General features: G+C 55.8%; 18 protein-coding genes and 1 tRNA gene. 17 read left to right on the top strand and 2 right to left on the bottom strand.

Annotation, left to right across the window (positions count from 1 at the left end):
* The first annotated feature begins 5 nt into the window (after nt 1-5).
* The 10 genes from minC to prmC all read left to right on the top strand — a co-directional run bounded on the left by minC (nt 6) and on the right by prmC (nt 11,424).
* A complete protein-coding gene (gene minC / locus BM029_RS08050; RefSeq protein ID WP_092434511.1) occupies nt 6-746 on the top strand; it encodes a septum site-determining protein MinC in 741 nt (246 codons plus the stop codon).
* 119 nt (nt 747-865) lie between these two features.
* Nucleotides 866-1,681: a septum site-determining protein MinD gene (gene minD, locus BM029_RS08045; protein ID WP_092355455.1), complete on the top strand. Its 816-nt coding sequence runs from the start codon at nt 866-868 to the stop codon at nt 1,679-1,681.
* 1 nt (nt 1,682) lies between these two features.
* Complete coding sequence (gene minE, locus BM029_RS08040) at nt 1,683-1,934, top strand: cell division topological specificity factor MinE (RefSeq protein ID WP_092415214.1); 252 nt, start codon at nt 1,683-1,685, stop codon at nt 1,932-1,934.
* A gap of 466 nt (nt 1,935-2,400) precedes the next feature.
* Complete coding sequence (locus tag BM029_RS08030) at nt 2,401-3,090, top strand: response regulator transcription factor (RefSeq protein ID WP_092355461.1); 690 nt, start codon at nt 2,401-2,403, stop codon at nt 3,088-3,090.
* A gap of 40 nt (nt 3,091-3,130) precedes the next feature.
* The gene (locus tag BM029_RS08025; protein ID WP_092434505.1) at nt 3,131-4,837 is read left to right on the top strand and encodes a FecR domain-containing protein; all 1,707 of its coding nucleotides are present in this window, start codon (nt 3,131-3,133) and stop codon (nt 4,835-4,837) included.
* A gap of 56 nt (nt 4,838-4,893) precedes the next feature.
* The gene (locus BM029_RS08020) at nt 4,894-7,296 is read left to right on the top strand and encodes a CHASE2 domain-containing protein (RefSeq protein ID WP_092434501.1); all 2,403 of its coding nucleotides are present in this window, start codon (nt 4,894-4,896) and stop codon (nt 7,294-7,296) included.
* A gap of 151 nt (nt 7,297-7,447) precedes the next feature.
* The gene (hemA, locus tag BM029_RS08015; protein WP_092434498.1) at nt 7,448-8,749 is read left to right on the top strand and encodes a glutamyl-tRNA reductase; all 1,302 of its coding nucleotides are present in this window, start codon (nt 7,448-7,450) and stop codon (nt 8,747-8,749) included.
* Between the two features lie 104 nt (nt 8,750-8,853).
* Nucleotides 8,854-9,936 (top strand): peptide chain release factor 1, encoded by a 1,083-nt coding sequence (prfA, locus tag BM029_RS08010; RefSeq protein WP_092434495.1) that lies wholly within the window; start codon nt 8,854-8,856, stop codon nt 9,934-9,936.
* Nucleotides 9,937-10,017: 81 nt separating this feature from the next.
* On the top strand, nt 10,018-10,518 hold the full coding sequence (locus BM029_RS08005) for a disulfide bond formation protein B (protein WP_092434492.1): 501 nt from the start codon (nt 10,018-10,020) through the stop codon (nt 10,516-10,518).
* 21 nt (nt 10,519-10,539) lie between these two features.
* Nucleotides 10,540-11,424, top strand: a complete 885-nt coding sequence (gene prmC, locus BM029_RS08000; RefSeq protein WP_092434490.1) for a peptide chain release factor N(5)-glutamine methyltransferase — start codon at nt 10,540-10,542, stop codon at nt 11,422-11,424.
* A gap of 98 nt (nt 11,425-11,522) precedes the next feature.
* Here the strand turns inward: prmC and aqpZ are convergent, their stop codons facing one another.
* Nucleotides 11,523-12,221, bottom strand: a complete 699-nt coding sequence (gene aqpZ / locus BM029_RS07995; RefSeq protein WP_092434487.1) for an aquaporin Z — start codon at nt 12,219-12,221, stop codon at nt 11,523-11,525.
* 371 nt (nt 12,222-12,592) lie between these two features.
* Here aqpZ and BM029_RS07990 point away from each other — a divergent pair, with 371 nt between their 5' ends.
* From BM029_RS07990 to BM029_RS25870, 4 genes are all read left to right on the top strand, one after another.
* Nucleotides 12,593-14,935 carry a Tex family protein gene (locus BM029_RS07990; RefSeq protein WP_092434484.1) on the top strand — a complete coding sequence of 781 codons (2,343 nt, stop codon included), beginning with the start codon at nt 12,593-12,595 and terminating at the stop codon, nt 14,933-14,935.
* Between the two features lie 203 nt (nt 14,936-15,138).
* Nucleotides 15,139-16,089, top strand: a complete 951-nt coding sequence (gene ispB / locus BM029_RS07985) for an octaprenyl diphosphate synthase (RefSeq protein ID WP_092434629.1) — start codon at nt 15,139-15,141, stop codon at nt 16,087-16,089.
* A gap of 65 nt (nt 16,090-16,154) precedes the next feature.
* Nucleotides 16,155-16,231: transfer RNA gene (locus BM029_RS07980), tRNA-Pro, on the top strand.
* Nucleotides 16,232-16,330: 99 nt separating this feature from the next.
* Nucleotides 16,331-17,110 (top strand): DUF6538 domain-containing protein, encoded by a 780-nt coding sequence (locus tag BM029_RS25870; RefSeq protein ID WP_092434482.1) that lies wholly within the window; start codon nt 16,331-16,333, stop codon nt 17,108-17,110.
* A 44-nt stretch (nt 17,111-17,154) separates the two neighbouring features.
* On the opposite strand, the gene BM029_RS07970 is transcribed toward BM029_RS25870, so the two are convergent.
* Nucleotides 17,155-17,418, bottom strand: coding sequence for a MobA/MobL family protein (locus tag BM029_RS07970; protein ID WP_092434479.1), 264 nt, complete (start codon nt 17,416-17,418; stop codon nt 17,155-17,157).
* Between the two features lie 70 nt (nt 17,419-17,488).
* Here BM029_RS07970 and BM029_RS07965 point away from each other — a divergent pair, with 70 nt between their 5' ends.
* The 3 genes from BM029_RS07965 (at nt 17,489) to pilB (ending at nt 21,428) form a co-directional block, all read left to right on the top strand.
* The gene (locus BM029_RS07965; protein WP_092434476.1) at nt 17,489-18,001 is read left to right on the top strand and encodes a MobA/MobL family protein; all 513 of its coding nucleotides are present in this window, start codon (nt 17,489-17,491) and stop codon (nt 17,999-18,001) included.
* A 289-nt stretch (nt 18,002-18,290) separates the two neighbouring features.
* Nucleotides 18,291-19,580 carry an HlyC/CorC family transporter gene (locus tag BM029_RS07960; RefSeq protein ID WP_092434473.1) on the top strand — a complete coding sequence of 430 codons (1,290 nt, stop codon included), beginning with the start codon at nt 18,291-18,293 and terminating at the stop codon, nt 19,578-19,580.
* A 123-nt stretch (nt 19,581-19,703) separates the two neighbouring features.
* The gene (gene pilB / locus BM029_RS07955; protein WP_092434469.1) at nt 19,704-21,428 is read left to right on the top strand and encodes a type IV-A pilus assembly ATPase PilB; all 1,725 of its coding nucleotides are present in this window, start codon (nt 19,704-19,706) and stop codon (nt 21,426-21,428) included.
* Nucleotides 21,429-21,431 lie beyond the last annotated feature (3 nt).

Raw genomic sequence — 21,431 nt, 5'->3', positions numbered from 1 at the left:
GCTTTATGCTCAAAAACAAATCCCGCAAGCCGATTGAAATAAAAATTGCAACTGTGGTCGCCGTATCCGCCATCCTGCACGATTCCGATCCGATGGCATTAGAAGCTGCTCTGCAGGAGATGACCGGCGGCACCGCCGACTTCTTTGACAATGAGTTTGCGGTCATTGACGTGGCTGCGCTGGGAGCGGACCGGCCGCCAATAGATTGGCCGCAATTGATTGCCCTCCTGAAGAAATATCGCTTGAATGCGGTTGCGGTGCGTAACGCCCCTGCAGAAATGGAAGAAGGCATCATCGCCAGCGGACTGAGCATCGATCACGTCGTGGCCGCGCGCCAGGAACCTGCCGCCCCGCCACCGCCGCCACCCGCCGCAGTCGCAACGCCTCCCCGCCCCGCCGCCAGCACCATGATTATCGATACGCCGATCCGGGCAGGACAACGGATTTATGCGCGCGACGCCGACCTGGTCATTACCGCCACAGTTAACAATGGCGCCGAAATCATTGCCGACGGCAGCATCCACGTCTACGCGCCATTGCGCGGGCGAGCGCTGGCCGGCGCCAGCGGCGATACTTCGGCACGTATTTTTGCGGCCAGCATGGAAGCCGAACTGGTCTCCATCGCCGGTGTGTACCGCACTTTTGAAAACGGCTTGCCGCCGGAACAAAAGGGCCAGCCGGCACAAATTCGCCTGAGCGGAGACCGGATTGACGTACTATCGCTCAATTCTGCGTCACGTAATTAGCGGAATAATCGATTTCGAGATTTTGTAACGCTTTATCTAATCAGTTGAGGACAGAGTAATTCGCCACGCTTCGGTGGCTTTTAAACTCTGTCCCGCAATGCATAACAAAGGAGCTCTTCGTGGCAAAAATCATCGTTGTTACGTCCGGCAAAGGCGGAGTTGGCAAGACCACTTCCAGCGCCAGTTTTGCATCGGGTCTGGCCATGCGCGGCCACAAAACCGCTGTGCTCGACTTTGACGTCGGCCTGCGCAATCTGGACTTGATCATGGGCTGTGAACGGCGTGTGGTGTACGATCTGATCAATGTGGTCAACAAGGAAGCAACGCTGACCCAGGCCCTGATCAAGGACAAGCATTGCGAAAACCTGTTCATTTTGCCGGCTTCGCAAACCCGCGACAAAGATGCCTTGACCGAAGAAGGTGTTGAGAACGTTCTCAACGATCTGGTTAAAATGGATTTCGAATACATCATTTGCGATTCGCCGGCAGGCATCGAGCGCGGCGCCGTGATGGCGTTGACATTTGCCGACGAAGCGATTGTCGTGACCAACCCTGAAGTGTCGTCGGTGCGTGACTCCGATCGTATCCTCGGCATCATCCAGGCAAAATCGCGGCGCGCGCAAAACGGCGGCGAACCGGTCAAGGAACATTTGCTGATCACCCGTTATTCGGCAAAACGCGTCGACGCCGGCGAAATGCTGTCGTACACCGACGTTCAAGACATTCTGCGCATCCCTCTGGTTGGCATCATTCCCGAGTCGGAATCGGTATTGCACGCTTCCAACCAAGGCAACCCGGCGATTCACATCAAAGGCAGCGATGTTGCCCTGGCCTACGAAGACGTAGTGTCACGCTTCTTGGGCGAAGAAATCCCCCTGCGCTTTACCTCCTATGAAAAGCCGGGTTTCTTGCACCGCATTTTTGGAGGGAAATAACATGGCATTGCTCTCGTTCTTGTTTAACAGCAAGCCTAAAACGGCATCGGCCGCCAAGGAGCGTCTGCAAATCATCATTGCGCGCGAGCGCAATGGCCGCAACGGGCACGATTTTCTGCCTGCCTTGCATAAAGAACTGATTGAAGTCATTTCGAAATACACCAAGGTAAACGCCGACGACATCAAGATTTCCCTGGATCGGCAAGGAAATCTTGAGGTATTGGACGTCAATGTGGTGTTGCCGGACGCATAATCGATCGCATGATTTGATCATATAATTCGATCGGACCGGTTAACTCGCATTTGTCTATCGTATCTGTCAATATTACAGGCTGAATTCGGCGCAACCCCCGCGCCGGCAAATGTCGCACAACGACTTCTTGGCCCGAATTCCTGACACGGGCGGCAGCGCATTATTGCGTGCCGCTGGTGGAATTTTGCAAATCTCGTCATACACTATATGCAACCTCGTGTATGGCAAACCCGATTGTCGACATAGCGCCGAAACAAGCGTTGCCACGACAAAAGTTTTGGCAATGATCTTGTCAAACGCACCTGACACCACAGAACTTTTATTTTTTGTGGCAATTGCAATACATTGGAAAAAAATATAGAACATTTATCTACAGCAATGTAGCAATAAGATTAATATACTCCTTGTATTCGCCACAACACCGACACCGGCCACCAGCGCCGAAGTCACTTAACATACTTAAAATATGAGAATTGCTGTCCTTGATGACGATCCCAGTCAAACCGATCTAGTTTGTCAGGTGCTCACATCCAGTGGGCATGTCTGCCATCCGTTCCAGAGCGGGAAAGAGATATTGAATCAGTTGCGTCGTGAAAGCTACGACATGCTGGTCCTGGATTGGCAGGTTCCGGATCTCAGCGGCCCGGAGGTATTGCGCTGGGTAAGAGACAAACTGCCCAAGACTATCCCGGTCTTGTTCATCACCAGTCGCTCCGGCGAAGACGACATTGTCGAAGGCCTCGCGGCCGGCGCTGACGACTACATGATCAAGCCGATCCGGCGCAGCGAGTTGGTGGCGCGCGTGCAGGCTCTGTTGCGACGCGCCTACCCGATTCAGAATTCGAGCGAACAAATCGTATTTAACGACTATTTGTTTGAAACGCGCTCAGGCCGCCTGACCCTGGCCGGCAAACCGATTGAGATTACCCAAAAGGAATTCGATCTGGCTTTGTTGTTTTTTCGCAACCTTGGCCGCCCTCTTTCGCGTGCATATATCCTCGAGGCGGTCTGGTCGCGCGATGTCGACATTCCGTCCCGTACCATGGATACGCACGTCTCGCGGGTACGGAGTAAGTTACAATTACGACCAGAAAACGGCTATCGGCTCGCCCCGGTTTATAGCTATGGGTATCGACTAGAACAACTAACGGGATAAGGCGCGTTTCGGTTGCGCTGATTCAGACAGAAATGTGAATATGCGCAGCACACTGAAAAAAATAGCTTTCCTGACACTTTTCTTTACTGCGCCCTTACTCTCTCTTGCTGCTTCACCTTCTGCTCCACCCGCTCCCTCATCGTTGAATCCATCCTTGCTGGAAGTGGGTGCGGCAACCGTTACTTACCGCGCGCAACCTGGCGATACCTTAAGCGTCATTGCCGGGCAACTGACCACCAGCAAGAACAACTGGGCGCAGCTGGCAAAACTCAACCGCATCGGGAACGACCGCACAATTCCGGTCGGCACCGCGATCCTCATCCCGGTGGCGCTGTTGCCTGACGATCCGAGCACTGCCCAGGTAGCCGCCATGTCCGGCAATATCGACGCTGTCGCCGCCGATGGCCGCCCGATCGCCATCAGCATCGGCACCATACTGAGCGAAGGCGCCATCATCAATACCGGCAGCAACAGCTTTCTGTCGCTCAGCCTGCCCGATCAATCGCATATCGCACTGCCGTCCAACAGCCAGGTAAAACTGAGCAAGTTGCGTACCGCCCGTTATACCAACAGCCCGCGTACTGAAATCACGCTGCTGAAAGGCCGGATTGAATCCAAAGTCTCGCCGCTGGACAAAAACAAGGGCCGTTTCGAAGTCCGTTCGCCATTGGCGGTAGCTGGCGTACGCGGCACCGATTTCCGCGTCGGCCTGGTCGGCGACAGTGTCACGACCGAAGTGCTGAGCGGCGGCGTTGCGGTGGCAAAGAAAAACCAGCCGCCGGCGCTTACCTTGCACCCGGGCCAAGGTAACGTGACCAACGCCAAAGGAGTGGGCAACGCTGTCGCGCTGTTGCCCCCGCCACGACTCACGGGCCAACCGCAATTGCAAGAACGGCCGACTGTGCGCTTTAGCGTCGCCGCGGTAGCGGGCGCACATGGCTACCGCGCGCAAATCGCCACCGATGCCGATGCGCGCAATATCGTTAGCGAGGCAGAATCGGACTCGAAATCCGGCGCACCCGAAATCAAGATCAACGGACTTGAGGACGGCGCGTATTTCGTTCGCCTTACCGCGCTCGACCAGATGGGTTTGCAAGGCATCCCGCAGATAACCGCGTTTAAATTGAAAGCGCGGCCAGAGCCGCCATTTTCGATCGAACCGAAAAACAAATCACGCAGCGAAGATGTAGTGTTCAGCTGGGCCGAAGTCAGTAATGCGCAAGCCTACCATTTGCAAGTCGCCAGCGATGCCGCATTCAAGCAGCTGATCGTTGACCAGGCCGCACTCGCTGCGCCGCAATTCAGCGCCGGCAAACTGGCGCTGGGGACCTATTACTGGCGCGTGGCAACCATCGTCGAACAAACCGGCGGCCGCGATCAAGGACCTTACAGCGACCCGCACAGCTTTGACTTGTTGCCGGCACTACAAGTGCCAAAAATTGCCGATGCGATTGATGGCGACCTGTCATTTCGCTGGAACGCGGAGCCGGGACAAACGTTCCTGGTCGAGATCGGCCGCGACGCCGGTTTCTCGACACTGTTGTTGACGCAAACCACGACGACACCGGAAATCAACGTGCCGCGTCCAGCCAGCGGCACCTATTTCATTCGCATCAAAGTCACTGATTCCGACAGCTATGTAAGCCCGTTTTCGCCGTCGCAAAAGGTCTATATCGGCAGCCGCTGGATCACCGGAGACGGTACGCCTTTGCTCAATGCGAGCGGCAGTACCAACGCCGGGTCTTAACTTAACCCAAGTCAACCCAGGCCCGCCGCAACCATGCAAACCATCGCCAGCCGGACATGATCAAGCAGGTTATACCGCTCATCAAACGGGTGGCGTTTCGCCAATGGATGGCGATTACCATCCTGATGCTGATCGTGGCCGGCAGCATGGGTTATGTGAACGGCCTCGGCCGTCTCGACAGAACCTTGTACGACCAGTTCATGCGGGCCGATTCGCGGCCGGCGCGCGACGACATCATCATCGTCGCCATTGACGATTACAGCATCAGCAAACTCGGCCGCTGGCCATGGGACCGCAGCCTGCACGCCAAGCTGCTGAACCGGATCATGCACGCCAACCCGTTGGCTATCGGGCTCGATGTCATCATGTCGGAAGCAGAACAAGGACAGTCTTCCGGCCAGCGTGCAGACGACCGCGCACTGACCAAGGCGCTTGCCGCCAGCAAGGTGACAGTGTTGCCAATAGTCGTCGCCAGTGCCGGTCCCGGCCTCAAGGCTCTGTTGCCGACGCCGGATTTTCTTGCTGCCGCCCGCAGCCTCGGCCATATCCATCTGGAACTCGATCCGGACGGCGTCGTGCGCAGTGTCTTTCTGCAGGAAGGCCAGGACGGCAAATGGTGGCCGCATTTTTCGGTAGCACTGGCTGGTGTCGCCGGGCAAAGGATTACCAAGGCAGACGGCGACCTGCCAGGCGCTCGGCTAAGCAGCACGCCAGCCGACCCCGACCAGCACAAGGCAGACAGCTGGCAACGCGACTATCAAATCCAGATTCCGTTCGCCGGCAGCAGCGGCCATTTCCGCTCTGTGCCTTATGCGTCGGTATTGCGCGGCGATGTTCCTGATCAATTTTTTACTGGCAAATACGTGTTGATCGGCGCCACCGCGCTCGGCATGGCAGATACTTTTCCGACCCCGGTGTCGGGTACCTCCGGCGTCATGCCAGGCATCGAAATCAATGCCAACATCCTGGCTGGCCTGCTCGATCACAAAACAATCAGCATCGCGCGGCCTTTGCAAACGGCGCTCTTTAGCATCGTTCCGGTCCTGATCGCGCTATCCAGCTACCTGCTGTGGACGCCGCGCATCTCCTTGCTGATCACGGTAACCCTGATGCTGCTGACGATGGCGGTCAGCTATTTCCTGCTGACACTGGGGCTCTGGATTGCGCCGACCGCCGCCTTGATTGCGCTGGCCATCGCCCATCCGATATGGAACTGGATCCGCCTCGAATCGGCGATTTCCTATCTTGGACAGGAATTCATGCTGCTGGACCAGGAACCGCATCTGCTGCCCGAGGTGAATTCCGAACCGGCGCCGCAGCAGGTGGAAGACTTGCTCGAGCAACGCATCAATGCCATGCGCGTTGCCGCGCGCCGGGTGCGCGATTTGCGCCAGTTTATTTCCGATAGCGTGAATAGCCTGCCGGACGCTACCCTGATCACCACCATCGATGGCCATGTGCTGGTGTCCAATCAATTTGCCCGGGACTACTTCGCCGCGGCCGGCATACGGAATATCGACGGCGCGCTGTTGCCCTACCTGTTTTCCAGCATGAGCACGCCGCAGGCAAGCAATACCTCGGCCGACCATACCTTCAGCTGGTGGGACCTGATCGATCTCGAACACGTATCGACCCTGACCAACGGCACCACTGTACAAGACCAGCAAGGGCGAGACCTGCTGATCAAAAGCGGCCCCTGCCACTCCGCCCACCAGGTTCTGACCGGCTGGATCGTCAGTATCGTCGACATCACCGTTATCCGTGCCGCCGAGCGCAGCCGGGATGAAACCCTGCGCTTCCTGTCGCATGACATGCGCGCGCCGCAGGCGTCGATCCTGGCGTTGCTCGAATTACAGGGCAATCCTTCCTCGGCGCTGCCGCAAAAGGAATTCTTTGCCCGGATCGAGCAAGCCGCTCGCAAGACGCTGGGGCTGGCTGATAATTTTGTCCAGCTGGCGCGTGCCGAATCGTCCGAATACCGGCTCGAAGTGGTGGATTTCCAGGATGTGCTGTACGACGCCGTCGATGAAATGTGGAGTCTTGCCAACAATAAGAAAATCGAGCTGATCACCGATATCGAAGGCCAGGAATTCCTCACCAATATCGATCGATCGCTGATGGCGCGAGCGCTGTGCAACCTGATTTCCAACGCCATCAGCTATAGCCTGCCGGATACCAGGATTACTTGCACCCTGCGCCTGAAATACGTCAAATTGCTACCGCAGGTCGTCTGCCGGATCAGCGACCGGGGGTTCGGCATTGCGCCACACGACCAGGTCAAGTTGTTTCAGCGTTACCAGCGTGTCAGCGCCCCCGGCCAGCCGCATTCGGACGGCACCGGCCTCGGCCTGGTATTCGTCAAAACCGTAGTGGAGCGCCATTTCGGTGAAATCGCGCTGGAGAGTACTTTGGGCGAAGGCAGCACTTTCATTGTGACTTTGCCAGCCCTCACCGGCTAAGTTGCGGCTAAACCACAATTAAGCCACCACATAGCCACAACCGGGCGACCAACGGCCATAGCCAGACTGGAATTTCTTCCCTGGCTACTAAGAGTATAATCTTGGGTTAACAATATTACGATTTTGCTATCCTCTGCTGCCAATTGCATCCATGCACCTGCTAACCGTCGGACTCAACCACACCACCGCGCCTGTTTCCTTGCGCGAAAAGGTGGCTTTCCCGGCTGACCAGATCGGTCAGGCGGTGATGGCGGCGCGCGCCTGGTTTGGCGGCGGCAACGGGCCCAGCATGTCAGATGAAGCTGCCATACTGTCAACCTGCAACCGCACCGAACTGTATGCGGCCGGCAATTTTCAGCACGGCGGCGCCGATGCTATCGATACGTCGATTGACTCCACCGCACATTTCCTCGCGCATTACCACCAACTGCCCTACGCTGACTTGCGGCCGCATTTGTACACATTGCCACAAGACAATGCTGTACGCCATGCGTTCCGGGTGGCTTCAGGACTCGATTCGATGGTGCTGGGCGAAGCGCAAATCCTTGGCCAGATGAAGGATGCGGTGCGCCATGCGGAAGCGGCAGGCGGACTCGGCACGTATTTGCACCAATTGTTCCAGCGTACCTTTGCAGTCGCCAAGGAAGTGCGCAGCACCACTGAAATCGGCGCCCATAGCGTCTCCATGGCCGCCGCTGCGGTGCGTATGTCGGAACGCATTTTCGATACTGTCGCCGGGCAGCATGTCTTGTTTATCGGCGCCGGTGAAATGATCGAGTTATGCGCCACCCACTTTGCCGCGCAAAATCCGAAATCCCTGACGGTAGCAAACCGCACCCTGGAACGCGCCGAATTGCTGGCGCACCGTTTCGACGGCAAGGCGATCCGGCTGGCTGATCTGCCGACGCAACTGGGTAATTTCGACATCATCGTTTCATGTACCGCGTCGAGCTTGCCGATTATCGGCCTTGGCATGGTCGAACGCGCCGTCAAGGCACGGCGCCACAAACCGATGTTCATGCTGGATCTGGCAGTGCCACGCGATATCGAGACCGAAATCGGCCGCCTCGACGATATTTTCCTGTACACCGTCGACGATCTCGGTTCGATCGTGCAAACCGGCATGGAAAACCGCCAGGCCGCAGTGGCGCAAGCAGAAGCCATCATCGAGACCCGCGTGCAGTCGTTCATGCATTGGGTCGATAACCGGGCGGTGGTGCCGGTGATCCAGGACCTGCAGGAATCGAGCGAAGCCATGCGCCGGCTGGAGCTGGAACGGGCTCGCAAGATGCTGGCCAAGGGTGAAGATATCGAAGTCGTCCTGGAAGCCCTCTCCAAGGGTCTGACCGCCAAGTTCATGCACGGCCCGCAACAGGCTTTGCACAATGCCCAGGGCGACGAACGTGCGCGCCTGGCTGCACTCCTGCCGCAACTGTTCCGCACTAAACGTTAGCGCGCCTGCGCTATAGCCGCACGGCCGTGTTGCATCGCGGACCCTGTGCGTGACGTTGTTTTTGTTCCCCCCTTCGATTCACCCTGTTCAGACTGAAACCCGCCATGAAACCATCAATGCTCGCCAAGCTCGATCAACTTGCCAATCGCCTGGTCGAGGTCAACGACTTGCTGATGCAGGAGGACGCCACCGCCAGCATGGACAGCTATCGCAAGCTGACGCGTGAGCATGCCGAACTGGGGCCGTTGGTCGCGCTATATCAATCCTATCTGCAAGCTGCCGCCGACATCGAAGCGGCGCAGGAAATGCAATCCGATCCTGACATGAAGGAATTCGCCCAGGACGAGATCCAGGCGGCGAAAGCACGCATGGAACAGTTAGAGGGCGATCTGCAAAAAATGCTGCTGCCCAAAGATCCTAACGACGAGCGCAATATTTTCTTGGAAATCCGTGCCGGCACCGGTGGCGACGAGTCTGCGCTGTTCGCCGGCGATCTGCTGCGGATGTACACACGCTTCGCCGAACGCAACCGCTGGCAGGTGGAAATGGTGTCGGAATCGGCATCTGAGATCGGCGGCTATAAAGAAGTCATCGTGCGCGTCATCGGTTTTGGCGCGTACTCCAAACTCAAGTTCGAATCCGGCGGCCATCGCGTGCAACGGGTACCCGCCACAGAAACCCAGGGCCGTATCCATACTTCGGCGTGCACCGTGGCCATCATGCCGGAAGCGGATGAAGTCGGCGATGTCGACATCAACCCGGCCGATATCCGCATCGATACCTACCGTGCCTCGGGCGCCGGCGGCCAGCACATCAACAAGACCGATTCTGCCGTGCGCATCACCCACATGCCGACCGGCATCGTGGTTGAATGCCAGGACGACCGCAGCCAGCACAAGAACAAGGCATCCGCCCTGAAAGTGCTGGCGGCCCGCATCAAGGACGGCCAGCTACGTGCACAGCAATCGAAAGAAGCCGCCACCCGCAAATCGCTGATCGGGTCCGGCGACCGTAGTGAACGGATTCGCACCTACAATTTCCCGCAGGGCCGGATGACCGACCACCGCATTAACCTTACCTTGTACAAACTCGACTTCATCATGGATGGCGACCTGGAAGAACTGACCAATGCGCTGGCCGCAGAACACCAGGCCGATTTACTGGCGGCGCTGGGCGACGCAGTCTGATAATAAGAGATAGAATTTGAACCGGTAAATTCACGCGTGGGCGCAGGCGCCCACCTCACGACTCCATTTCATAAGCCAAAAATGAAAACATCCAAATCCATATTGCTTGCAGTCGCTTTCATCGCCCTGGCCGTCCTGGCTGGTGCACTGTATCTGCAGCACTTCCAGGACATGCAGCCGTGTCCGCTGTGCGTGATCCAGCGCTATGCATTCGCAGCGATCGCGCTGATTTGCCTGATCTGCGCCAGCCTGCCGAGCGGCGCTCAAAAAGCCGGAGCCGGACTGGGGATTCTCGCGGGACTGGGCGGTGCCGGCACCGCCATCTGGCATTTGTGGATCATCGCCCATCCAGCGACTTCGTGCGGCAGAGATGCGCTGGAAGCACCGATGAACGCGCTGCCACCGGCGACATTGCTGCCGTCCGTGTTCAAGGTTGACGCATATGCACTCTGCACGACTCCTTATGACCCGATCCTCGGCCTGTCGATACCGCAATGGTCGCTGCTGTGGTCTGTGGTGCTGGTCGTGATCCTGGTTGCCACGCTGTTCAAGCGCAACGGTCGCGGTAATGGCAGTTATTAACACCGGCCGCGCGATTAATTGATGCCTGCGATTCCCGACACTTTTGCGATACCGGCCGGCAGCAGCATTGCCGCGGTATTGAAGCAGGCGCCGCTGAATCCGCTGGAGAACCGCATTCTGCTGATTCATGTGCTGGGATTGACGCGGATACAGTTGATTACCCAGGACGAGCGGATAATCGACGCACAGCAAGCACAACAGCTGTCAGCCTTGTTTCAACGACGCCTGCAGGGCGAGCCGATTGCCTACATAGTCGGCCAGCGCGAATTTTACGGCTTGCAGCTCGAAGTCACGCCAGACGTCTTGATCCCGCGCCCCGAGACTGAGCTGCTGGTCGATCTGGCGTTACAGCATTTGCCTGCCGCCGATGCCCGGGACACCCTGAACGTGCTTGACCTGGGTACCGGTTCGGGCGCCATCGCAATTGCCATTGCACACAGCTGCCCGGACCTGAAGGTAACGGCACTGGATGTCAGCGCCGCTGCATTGGCCGTGGCCAGCCGCAATGCTGCACGCCACCTGACGCCAGGCCACTCCCGGCTGCAGCTATTGCAAAGCAACTGGTATAGCGCATTGACGAACCAGCCGGACCAGCAGTTCGATGTGATCGTTGCCAATCCACCGTATATCGTTGCCGGCGACAGCCATCTCACCCAGGGCGACTTGCGCTTCGAACCGCAGGATGCGCTGACCGACCACGCGGATGGTTTGAGCGCGCTGCGCAGCATTATCGACGGCGCCGGCCGCTACCTGAAAGATGGCGGCTGGTTGTTGATGGAGCATGGCTACGATCAGGCTCCGGCAGTACGGGCGTTGTTGCAGGCGCAGCGGTTCGATACGGTGCAAAGTTGGGTAGATATTGCCGCTATCGAGCGCGTCAGCGGCGGTAGATATAAAGCGCCGTAAAACACGGTAGCGCAGTAGATCAGAAAACAAAAAAGCGCGGCATGCCGCGCTTTTTCACATTCTTGCAGAATCGCAAAATCAATCCATCAGTCCTTCTTCTAGTCTTCCTTCTCACCCCAGATCGCCGGATACACAACGCCTGCAATGACGGCCCCAACCAGCGGCGCCAGCCAGAACAGCCACAGCTGCTGCAAAGCCCAACCGCCGACAAACAATGCCTGGCTAGTGCTGCGCGCCGGATTCACCGAAGTATTCGTGACCGGGATGCTGATCAGGTGGATCAAGGTCAGGCACAGGCCGATTGCGATCGGTGCAAAACCCGCCGGCGCGCGCTTGTCGGTAGCACCCAGAATCACAATCAGGAACATGAAGGTCATGACCACTTCAGTGATCAAGGCCGCACTCATTGAAAACAGGCCCGGAGAATGTTCACCATAACCATTCGCCGCGAAACCGCCGATCTCCGCGCCCGGCTTGCCGGTAGCGATCAGATATAAAATTCCCGCCGCAACGATGCCGCCTACGACCTGCGCAACCCAGTAAGGCAGAATTTCGCTTTTCGGGAAGCGGCCGGCGGTAGCCAGCCCAAGCGTCACTGCGGGATTCAGATGGCAGCCGGAAATATGGCCAATCGCAAATGCCATTGTCAGCACGGTCAAACCGAAAGCCAGTGCCACACCATGGAAACCGATGCCGAGGCCCGGAAATCCCGCTGCCAGCACGGCGCTGCCGCAACCACCGAGAACCAGCCAGAATGTGCCAAGAGCTTCTGCCCCCAGACGTTTAGATAGATGCATATTCGACTCCTGAAAAAATACTACGTGTAAGTTCCCTTATAAGCGGCAGAACCTGGGACATCCCTTGGATCCGCGCCCCTGCCGCATTCGGCCACAAGCATATTTGCTGATTCATCGACAAACAAGAAAAGATACTTATTTAACAATATTTTTCATTTGCAACCCACCTTCATCCATTCTTGACAGACTAGCCCTACAGTTGACTATCCGGCATGGCGTAAATAATACCATTGAGAAATATATTGTGACGATGTGATTGACGTTTAGTTAACTGGAATTTTCCGGCGGATTTCTTTTCGGACTGTCAAGACTGGCGGAATTATCTGGATTGCGTATCATCCAACGCTTGATTTTCATTCTTAAGACTCCTCATGCTGCCTTCGATCGAACAACGTCTCGCCCTTGAACTTGCCGCCAAACCGGCGCAAGTCGCCGCTGCCGTCGCCCTTCTGGACGAAGGCGCCACCGTGCCATTTATCGCTCGCTACCGCAAGGAAGCCACTGGCGGCCTGGACGATATCCAACTGCGCTTGCTGGAAGAGCGTCTGCGTTACCTGCGCGAGCTGGAAGCGCGCCGTGGTGCGATCCTGACCTCGATTGAGGAACAAGGCAAAATGACCCCGGCACTGCTGCAGGCAATCACCCTGGCGGAAGACAAGACTCGTCTCGAAGACTTGTACCTGCCGTACAAACTCAAACGCCGCACCAAGGCGCAAATCGCTGCCGAAGCCGGTTTGACCGAGTTGGCGGATGCGCTGCTGGCGAATCCCGATCTGAATCCGGAACAAGAAGCGGACAAATACCTGAAGCCGGCATTCAGTACCGACAACGGCGACAATCCTGGCGTCGCCGACGCCAAGGCCGCACTCGACGGCGCCCGCCAAATTCTGATGGAGCGTTTTTCGGAAGATGCGACGCTGTTGCAAGCTCTGCGCGAATATCTGACCGAACATGGCGTAGTCGAATCGAAAGTGGTGGAAGGCAAGCAGGATGCCGGTGAAAAATTCGCCGACTACTTCGACTATTCCGAAACCATCGGCACCATTCCATCGCATCGGGCGCTGGCGCTGTTCCGCGGCCGCCGCGAAGAGATCCTGAATGTCGTGCTGCGTCTCGATACCGAAGAAGAAAAACCGAAATGGGATGCGCCGCACAATCCGTGCGAAGGACGCATCGCCGCCCGTTTCGGTATCAGCAACAAGAATCGCAGCGCCGATAAATGGCTGAGCGACACAGTCCGCTGGAGTTGGCGCGTCAAGGTTTTCATGCATCTGGAAACCGAACTGATGACGAAGCTGCGCGAAAAAGCCGAGGTCGAGGCGATCAACGTCTTTGCCCTCAACCTGAAAGCATTGTTACTGGCAGCGCCAGCCGGACCACGCGCCACCATGGGGCTAGACCCTGGCCTGCGCACCGGCGTCAAGGTGGCGGTAATCGATGCCACCGGTAAGGTAGTCGACACCACTGCAATCTATCCGCATCAGCCACGCAATGACTGGGATGGCTCGTTGCACACGCTGGCGCAGCTGGCGGAAAAACACAAGGTATCGCTGATTTCAATCGGCAACGGCACCGCTTCGCGCGAGACCGACAAGCTGGCGCAAGATCTGATCAAGCTGCGGCCGGAATTGAAACTGACCAAGATCGTGGTGTCGGAAGCCGGCGCTTCGGTCTACTCGGCCTCCGAGTTCGCTTCGCGTGAATTGCCGGACATGGATGTCTCGCTGCGCGGCGCCGTATCGATCGCGCGCCGCCTGCAAGATCCGCTGGCGGAACTGGTCAAGATCGATCCGAAATCGATCGGCGTCGGCCAGTATCAGCATGACGTCGGCCAGACCCAGCTGGCGCGCTCGCTGGATGCGGTAGTGGAAGATTGCGTGAATGCAGTCGGTGTGGACGTCAATACTGCATCGGCGCCGCTGCTGGCGCGTGTTTCCGGCCTGAACGCCAGCGTCGCCCAAAGTATCGTCACTTATCGCGACATGAAGGGCATGTTCGGCTCGCGTGCCGCGCTGCGCGACGTGCCGCGGCTGGGCGATAAAACTTTCGAACAAGCCGCCGGATTCTTGCGCATCATGAATGGCGATAATCCTTTGGACGGCTCCGCGGTGCACCCGGAATCCTACCCGCTGGTGGAAAAAATCCTGGCCGACATCAAGAAGGACGTCAAGGGTGTAATCGGCGATGACAAATTGCTGAAGTCGCTCAACCCGGCTAAATATGCCGATGACAAATTCGGTGTACCGACCATCGCCGACATCCTCAAGGAACTGGAAAAACCGGGCCGCGATCCACGTCCGGAATTCACCACCGCTACCTTCAAGGATGGCGTCGAGGAAATTCGCGATCTGCGGCCCGACATGATCCTGGAAGGTGTGGTCACCAATGTGGCCGCGTTTGGCGCATTTGTCGATATCGGCGTGCATCAGGATGGCCTGGTGCATATTTCCGCACTCTCCAACACCTTCGTCAAGGATCCGCACAGCGTCGTCAAAGCCGGCCAGGTGGTGAAAGTCAAAGTGCTGGAAGTCGACGAAAAGCGCAAACGTATCGCGCTGACCATGCGTTTGACCGATAACGCACCGGTTGCCGGCGCCAAGCCCGAGCAGCGTGCGGACCGTAATGACGCCAAGCGCATGTCGCAGCAACGGCAGGCAGCACCGGTGCCGGCAAATGGCGCCATGGCAGCGGCCTTTGCAAAGTTGAAGGGATAGCAATATTGCTGCGACTGAGCGGCGTCGTTCCACGCAAGGCGGGAACCGGAGCCGTTCAGCATCGCTGCTATAAAATCGGGCAAGATCCAATTTGATGTCGACAGGCCGTAATCACGCCTGTCATCGTATAATCACGGCACAATCGATTTCCAACAGGTTTTATTTTGTCAGCCGCTCCCAACACTTCATCCTCACAATTCATGATGTCCCCGATCGCGGCCGATATGGAAGCGGTCAATGCGGTGATTCGCCGGCAATTGCATTCCGAAGTGCCGCTGGTGAACCAGATCGCCGAATACATCATCAGCGCCGGCGGCAAGCGCCTGCGCCCGGTACTGGTCTTGCTGATGGCCCAGGCATACGGCTATGGCGGCGACAAACACCACGAATTGGCAGCGGTGATCGAATTCATCCATACCGCCACCCTGTTGCATGACGACGTGGTCGACGAATCGTCTCTGCGGCGTGGGCGCCAGACCGCCAACGCACTGTTCGGCAACGCCGCCTCGGTACTGGTTGGCGATTTCCTGTATTCACGCGCCTTCCAGATGATGGTAGCGGTCGATAATGCGCGCGTGATGCAGATTGTCGCGGACGCCACCAACGTTATCGCCGAAGGCGAAGTGCTGCAATTGCTGAACATGCACAATCCGGACGTCTCGGAAGAAAACTACCTGCAGGTAATACGCTCCAAGACCGCCAAGTTGTTTGAAGCGGCAGCTCAGCTCGGCGTCTTGATCGCCGGCGCCGGCGACGACGTGATTGAAGCCGCAGGCGAATATGGCCGCTCGCTTGGCACCGCGTTCCAGCTGATCGACGATGTCCTGGATTATTCCGGCAACGCCAGCGATATCGGCAAGAATGTCGGCGACGACCTGCGCGAAGGCAAGCCAACCCTGCCCCTGATCTACCTGATGGAAAATGGCACTCCCGAGCAACGGGCGCTGGTACGCAGTTGCATCGAGAATGGCGATGAGCAGCATTTCGATGAAATCCTGGCTGCCATTACCAGTTCAGGCGCATTGGACTACACGCGGCACGAAGCGGAGAAAGCGGCGCAGCGCGCGGCAGCAGCGATCTCGGGGTTGCCAAATAGTCAGTTCAAGGATTCTTTGCTACAATTATCAGCATTCGCAGTAGACCGGAATCACTAAGAATTCAGCAAGGGGACTGCCGATCGGCAGCCCCAAAACCTGTTCAAGTTATTGAGCAGCTAGATCGGGGTGTAGCTTAGCCTGGTAGAGCGCTACGTTCGGGACGTAGAGGCCGGAGGTTCGAATCCTCTCACCCCGACCATTACTGTAACCACTTGATTTAATTCGACTTTTAGACCAAGAAAATCGCAGTCTGGTCCAAACACTGGTCCATTTCTCATAAAGGAAATGACCTGTGCGAATGCCACCCTATCTGTTGCTCCGCCCTAGTGGATACTATTTCCGCTTCGCAATTCCCCACGATCTGCGCCAACGTATCGGTAAGTCTGAAATCCGCAAGTCCCTGCGCACCCATGATCGCCGAGCAGCGTTATTGATGGCGGCCAACATGTCTGCTAATGTCTTACAAAAACTTAAGGTATTCAGAAAAGACATGGCAAAGATTCCAGACATTGATTTTGACAACATCCGAACGTTTGAAATTGAAAGTCTGGAAATTGGGGGAACCAAACTCAAAGGCATTAGTGTGGACAGCAACAATCCACTTGATGTTGAAGCTTTCAACAAAGTTCTGGCAACACTCCGTGCCTCCTACGCCGCTGAGGCTCAGGCAGAAGCACAAGCCAACCTGCAGCCCTCCAGACCAGAACAGCCAGCGTCCCAGCCCACGGCAAGTGCTGACAAGAACATGTTGTCACAGATTTTCCCGATCTATCTGCGTCAGCGGGAGAAGTCAGGTCTCAGCAAGGCCAGTCTTGACGATTACACGTCAGCCTACAATCTGCTGATTGACGTGATTGGCGATAAACCGGTCACTCACTTCTCGCAAGATGATGCCAATCATTTCGTGGACATCATCCAGCAACTTCCTCCGAACCGAAACAAGGTTGCGGCCTATCGTTGCAAATCGATCAATGAGGTGATCCAAGCTCGCCAAAGCTTGGAAGAAATCGAGAGTCGCAAAAGAAAGCTAATCAGGCAGGAACTTGCCCACGGACTTGGATGCGAGATAGCTGTTTGACGGTCTGAGTGACATGGGTATTTTGATCAATCATTACCCAATCCTCAAGACGACGATACCTGTGCATCCTTTCTGGTTTCTGCCTGCTCTACGGCATTCCAAAGCTGTTCCCGGTCTTTCATCCATTGTGGTGCATTGGACGGCGTGAAGATACGGCGATATGACACTTCCTTTTTTCTAGTGTAGTCAAAAATTTGACCGGTGCGACTGTCGTGAATTTTCTCGCCAGCCCTGTATGCGGCGGCGGCTGTGGCACTTCGTCCAGAAGATCGTGCAATCACTTTTACACTCAGGTGGTATATCGCCATAGTTCTTTTCTCCTTGAACGTCTTTTTTTGTTTTGGCTTTCAGCTTTGAGCACACGTCGAGTAACGACGTATAGCCCGTGAAATAGAAGTCGCCTTACCGATTGAATTATCACCTTGGCAGCACATTATTTTGCTTGAGCGATTTGTACATACTCAGCTCACCAGCAAGGGCATGATTGCTGACGTGGTCATCCATAATAAAAAGGGAAATCCTCATGCTCATATTTTGCTGATCACCCGCGAAATCAATATCACCAATGATGAAAAATGCCACACGCTGCTGCAATATATGGTTGAGTTCCAATTTAAAGGTGCATGGTGCCGTTCGCATGCAGACCTGGACAAGCTGGTCGCCAGTCCGACCAGAAATGCGATCGCACAAAGTTGCAGGACTAAAAATCTGGATAAGCGCACTATGCTGGCAATCGTCGCATTGTGGATAGTTGCTCAATCTGGTGATGGTTCCAAGGCGATCAATTACACGGATTATTTTTTGCTGGGGATTTTAAAGCAGCCGCTGACGGAGAATTTCGGGAAGGCCGTTACAGATTTCATGCTTGAAATGTATCAGGGTGCCGGGTAAATAAAAGCAGCCTGTCCATGTGTCCAGGCTGTCCATGCAAATTTCAAGTTGTAGGAATAAATTATCTGTTACTGTTTTCAACTTGCTTTGCGACATTGCATTTGCCCCTAATGGCTAGAGTAAGTTAAAATCCGTTGGTACAAAACTTGGTCCAGAAATTTGGTCTAGGCTGCGGGTGAAAGCTGTTTTAAATCATGACGTTACAGTCAAAGGGTTCGAATCCTCTCACCTCGACCAGTCGACACGTTGGCTGGTTAACCTTTTTAACCTTTCATCTTACGGTGACCCTTTGGATGCCGTGCCCATATGGGTGCAGATTCTTGCACTAGTAGTACTCATTTTCCTGTCGGCTTTTTTTGCAATGGCGGAAACCGCTCTGGTGGCCGCCAACAAGCATCGCCTGCGCCATCTGGCCAAGCGCGGCAGCAAGGCAGCCACTACCACGCTGTGGCTGCTCGAACGCACAGATAAACTGCTGTCGCTGATCCTGATCGTCAATACACTGGTCAACGCCCTGGCCACGGCATTGGTGACGGCGATTGCCATTACGACATTCGGCAATCACCAGAAAGTGATCACCGTCGCCACTGCGTCAGTTGCCTTCCTCCTGATCGTATTCGCCGAAATTACGCCGAAAGTCATCGGCGCGACTTATCCCGAACGTATTGCCTTGCCCACCAGCTTCGTACTCAAACCGTTGATGGCGCTGGCTAAACCGCTGATCTGGTTCGTCAATCTGTTCGTGTCGGCGATCCTGAAGATCCTGCATATCAAAACCGGGAAAAACGCGCAGGAACAACGCGTATCGCCGGAAGAGTTACGCTCTATCGTGCTGGAAGGCGGCAATTTCATGCCGCAAAAGCACAAGAGCATCTTGCTGAATTTGTTCGACCTGGAAAAAATCTCGGTGGAAGATGTCATGACGCCGAGAGCGCAAGTCGAAGCGCTGAATTTGTCCGCCTCGGTGGAGGATATCAAACATCAGCTGACTACCTGCTACCACAACAAATTGCCGGTATATGAAGGTGAAATCAACCAGATCGTCGGTATTTTGCATGTGCGCAAGGCAATGGCATTATTGAATCAGGAAGAAGAACTGACGGTCGAACACTTTCGCCAGTTGCTCACCACCCCCTACTTCGTGCCGGAAGACACCGACGTATTCACGCAATTGCAATATTTCCAGGAAAACCACGAACGCCTGGGTATCATCGTCGACGAGTATGGCGAAGTGCAGGGACTGGTGACCCTGGAAGATATCATTGAAGAAATGATCGGCGAATTCACCACTTCCAAGCCGGGTGCGGCGCGTGCCGACAGTTTTTCCTGGAGTCCGCAAGGGCAATGCCTGCTCGAGGGCGCTACTACCCTGCGGGATATCAACAAACGCCTCGGTTTGAATTTCCCGCTTGACGGTCCCAAGACCTTGAACGGCTTGTTACTGGAATGGCTACAAGATATTCCCGATAATAACGTCAGCCTGAAAATTGCCGGATGCATCATAGAAATCGTACAAGTGCAAAACCAGGCGATCAAGGTTGCAAAATTGATGCGGCCGAATAAACTACAAGAACACTAAAAATACTGCCCAACAGCAACTTTTACGACACATTTCTTCACAAATCCTTTACAAGTGAGTTTCCCGTAGGGCATCATTGGTCGGTTCGAATGGTTCGGCACATCTTTTGGTATTGACCCCTCTATGGCAGCAGTATTTCCCAACTCCAGTTCCACCAGTCCGATCTCCGGACTGGCGCGTGCATTGCTGCAAGCCGGGCGTCTTTCAGCGCCACAGATAGAGTCCCTGCACAAGAAATCGAGCGACAGTCAAACGCCGTTTATCGCCGCCTTGCTGGAAAGCGGCCACCTGGATGCGCGTGCGCTCGCCCTGTTTTGCGCCGAGACCTTTGGTTATCCACAGCTAGACCTGAGCGTGCTCAATTTAAGCACGCTGCCGGAAAAAGCCATCGACGCCAAGCTGATGGAAAGCCATACCGTGCTGGCGCTGGCGAAACGCGGCAACAAAATCTACGTTGCACTGTCAGACCCGACCAATGCCCAGGCGCTGGACCAGATCAAGTTTCAAACCGAGCTGACGGTTGAACCTATCATCGTCGAACATCCGATCCTGCTCAAACATATTCAGAAGCTGGCCAAATCGGCCGAGCAAAGCCTGAATGAGATGGTCGGCGACGAACAGGAAATCAATTTCGTCGAAGAAGACGCGGTAGCTGTTGCAGATGCAGCAGCCACTGATATCGACGATGCGCCGGTAGTTCGCTTTTTGCAAAAAATCCTGACCGACGCCATCAACCAAGGTGCGTCCGACTTGCATTTCGAGCCGTTTGAAAAATTCTACCGAATCCGTTTCCGGGTCGACGGCGTATTGCGCGACATGGCGCAGCCGCCGCTGTCGATCAAGGAAAAACTGGTATCCCGCATCAAGGTGATCTCCAAGCTGGATATTTCCGAAAAGCGGGTGCCGCAAGACGGCCGCATGCGCCTGGTCGTTTCCAAAACCCGTGCGATCGATTTCCGGGTCAGCACATTGCCGACCTTGTTCGGCGAAAAAGTCGTAATGCGTATCCTGGACCCGAGCCAGGCCCAGATGGGGATTGATGCGCTGGGTTACGATCCGGATCAAAAAGCCATTTTAATGGACGCCATTCAGCGCCCATACGGGATGGTGCTGGTGACCGGCCCGACCGGTTCCGGTAAAACCGTATCGCTATATACCTGCCTGAACATCCTGAATCAGCCTGGCATCAATATCTCCACCGCTGAAGATCCTGCCGAAATCAATTTGCCCGGGGTCAATCAGGTCAACATCAACGACCGTGCCGGACTGACTTTTCCGGTGGCGCTGAAAGCTTTCCTGCGGCAGGATCCCGACATCATCATGGTGGGTGAAATCCGCGACCTGGAAACCGCCGACATCTCGATCAAGGCAGCGCAAACCGGTCATATGGTGTTTTCCACACTACATACCAACGATGCGCCATCGACCCTGACCCGCTTGATGAATATGGGTGTGCCCGCTTTCAATATCGCCTCATCGGTGATCCTGATCACGGCACAACGGCTGGCACGTCGCCTGTGCAGTTGCAAACAGCCTATTACGATCCAGGAAGAAGCCTTGCTCGAAGCCGGGTTCACCGAAGATGACATCGACGGCACCTGGATGCCTTACAAGGCAGTCGGGTGCGACCGCTGCAACGGCACTGGCTACAAGGGACGCGTCGGCATCTATCAAATCATGCCGATTACAGAAGAAATAGAACGCATTATCCTGGCGCACGGCACGGCGCTGGAAATCGAAGCACAGGCGATGCGCGAAGGCGTCAAAACCTTGCGCTTGTCGGGATTAGTAAAAGTTAAACAAGGGCTGACCAGCCTCGAAGAAGTGCTTGGCTGCACCAATATCTAATTA

Source organism: Collimonas sp. OK607 (genome assembly GCF_900111995.1).
Lineage (GTDB): Bacteria > Pseudomonadota > Gammaproteobacteria > Burkholderiales > Burkholderiaceae_D > Collimonas.
This window is presented reverse-complemented; position numbering and strand designations above follow the sequence as displayed.

Bases quoted from the DNA above. Each gene is read 5' to 3' on its own strand.
- BM029_RS08005 (WP_092434492.1), top strand. From the start codon at position 10,018: ATGAAAACATCCAAATCCATATTGCTTGCAGTCGCTTTCATCGCCCTG.
- BM029_RS07990 (WP_092434484.1), top strand. From the start codon at position 12,593: ATGCTGCCTTCGATCGAACAACGTCTCGCCCTTGAACTTGCCGCCAAA.
- hemA (WP_092434498.1), top strand. From the start codon at position 7,448: ATGCACCTGCTAACCGTCGGACTCAACCACACCACCGCGCCTGTTTCC.
- minE (WP_092415214.1), top strand. From the start codon at position 1,683: ATGGCATTGCTCTCGTTCTTGTTTAACAGCAAGCCTAAAACGGCATCG.
- ispB (WP_092434629.1), top strand. From the start codon at position 15,139: ATGTCCCCGATCGCGGCCGATATGGAAGCGGTCAATGCGGTGATTCGC.
- BM029_RS08020 (WP_092434501.1), top strand. From the start codon at position 4,894: ATGATCAAGCAGGTTATACCGCTCATCAAACGGGTGGCGTTTCGCCAA.
- minC (WP_092434511.1), top strand. From the start codon at position 6: ATGCTCAAAAACAAATCCCGCAAGCCGATTGAAATAAAAATTGCAACT.
- prmC (WP_092434490.1), top strand. From the start codon at position 10,540: ATGCCTGCGATTCCCGACACTTTTGCGATACCGGCCGGCAGCAGCATT.
- aqpZ (WP_092434487.1), bottom strand. From the start codon at position 12,221: ATGCATCTATCTAAACGTCTGGGGGCAGAAGCTCTTGGCACATTCTGG.
- BM029_RS25870 (WP_092434482.1), top strand. From the start codon at position 16,331: ATGCCACCCTATCTGTTGCTCCGCCCTAGTGGATACTATTTCCGCTTC.
- pilB (WP_092434469.1), top strand. From the start codon at position 19,704: ATGGCAGCAGTATTTCCCAACTCCAGTTCCACCAGTCCGATCTCCGGA.
- BM029_RS08025 (WP_092434505.1), top strand. From the start codon at position 3,131: ATGCGCAGCACACTGAAAAAAATAGCTTTCCTGACACTTTTCTTTACT.
- prfA (WP_092434495.1), top strand. From the start codon at position 8,854: ATGAAACCATCAATGCTCGCCAAGCTCGATCAACTTGCCAATCGCCTG.
- BM029_RS07970 (WP_092434479.1), bottom strand. From the start codon at position 17,418: ATGGCGATATACCACCTGAGTGTAAAAGTGATTGCACGATCTTCTGGA.
- BM029_RS08030 (WP_092355461.1), top strand. From the start codon at position 2,401: ATGAGAATTGCTGTCCTTGATGACGATCCCAGTCAAACCGATCTAGTT.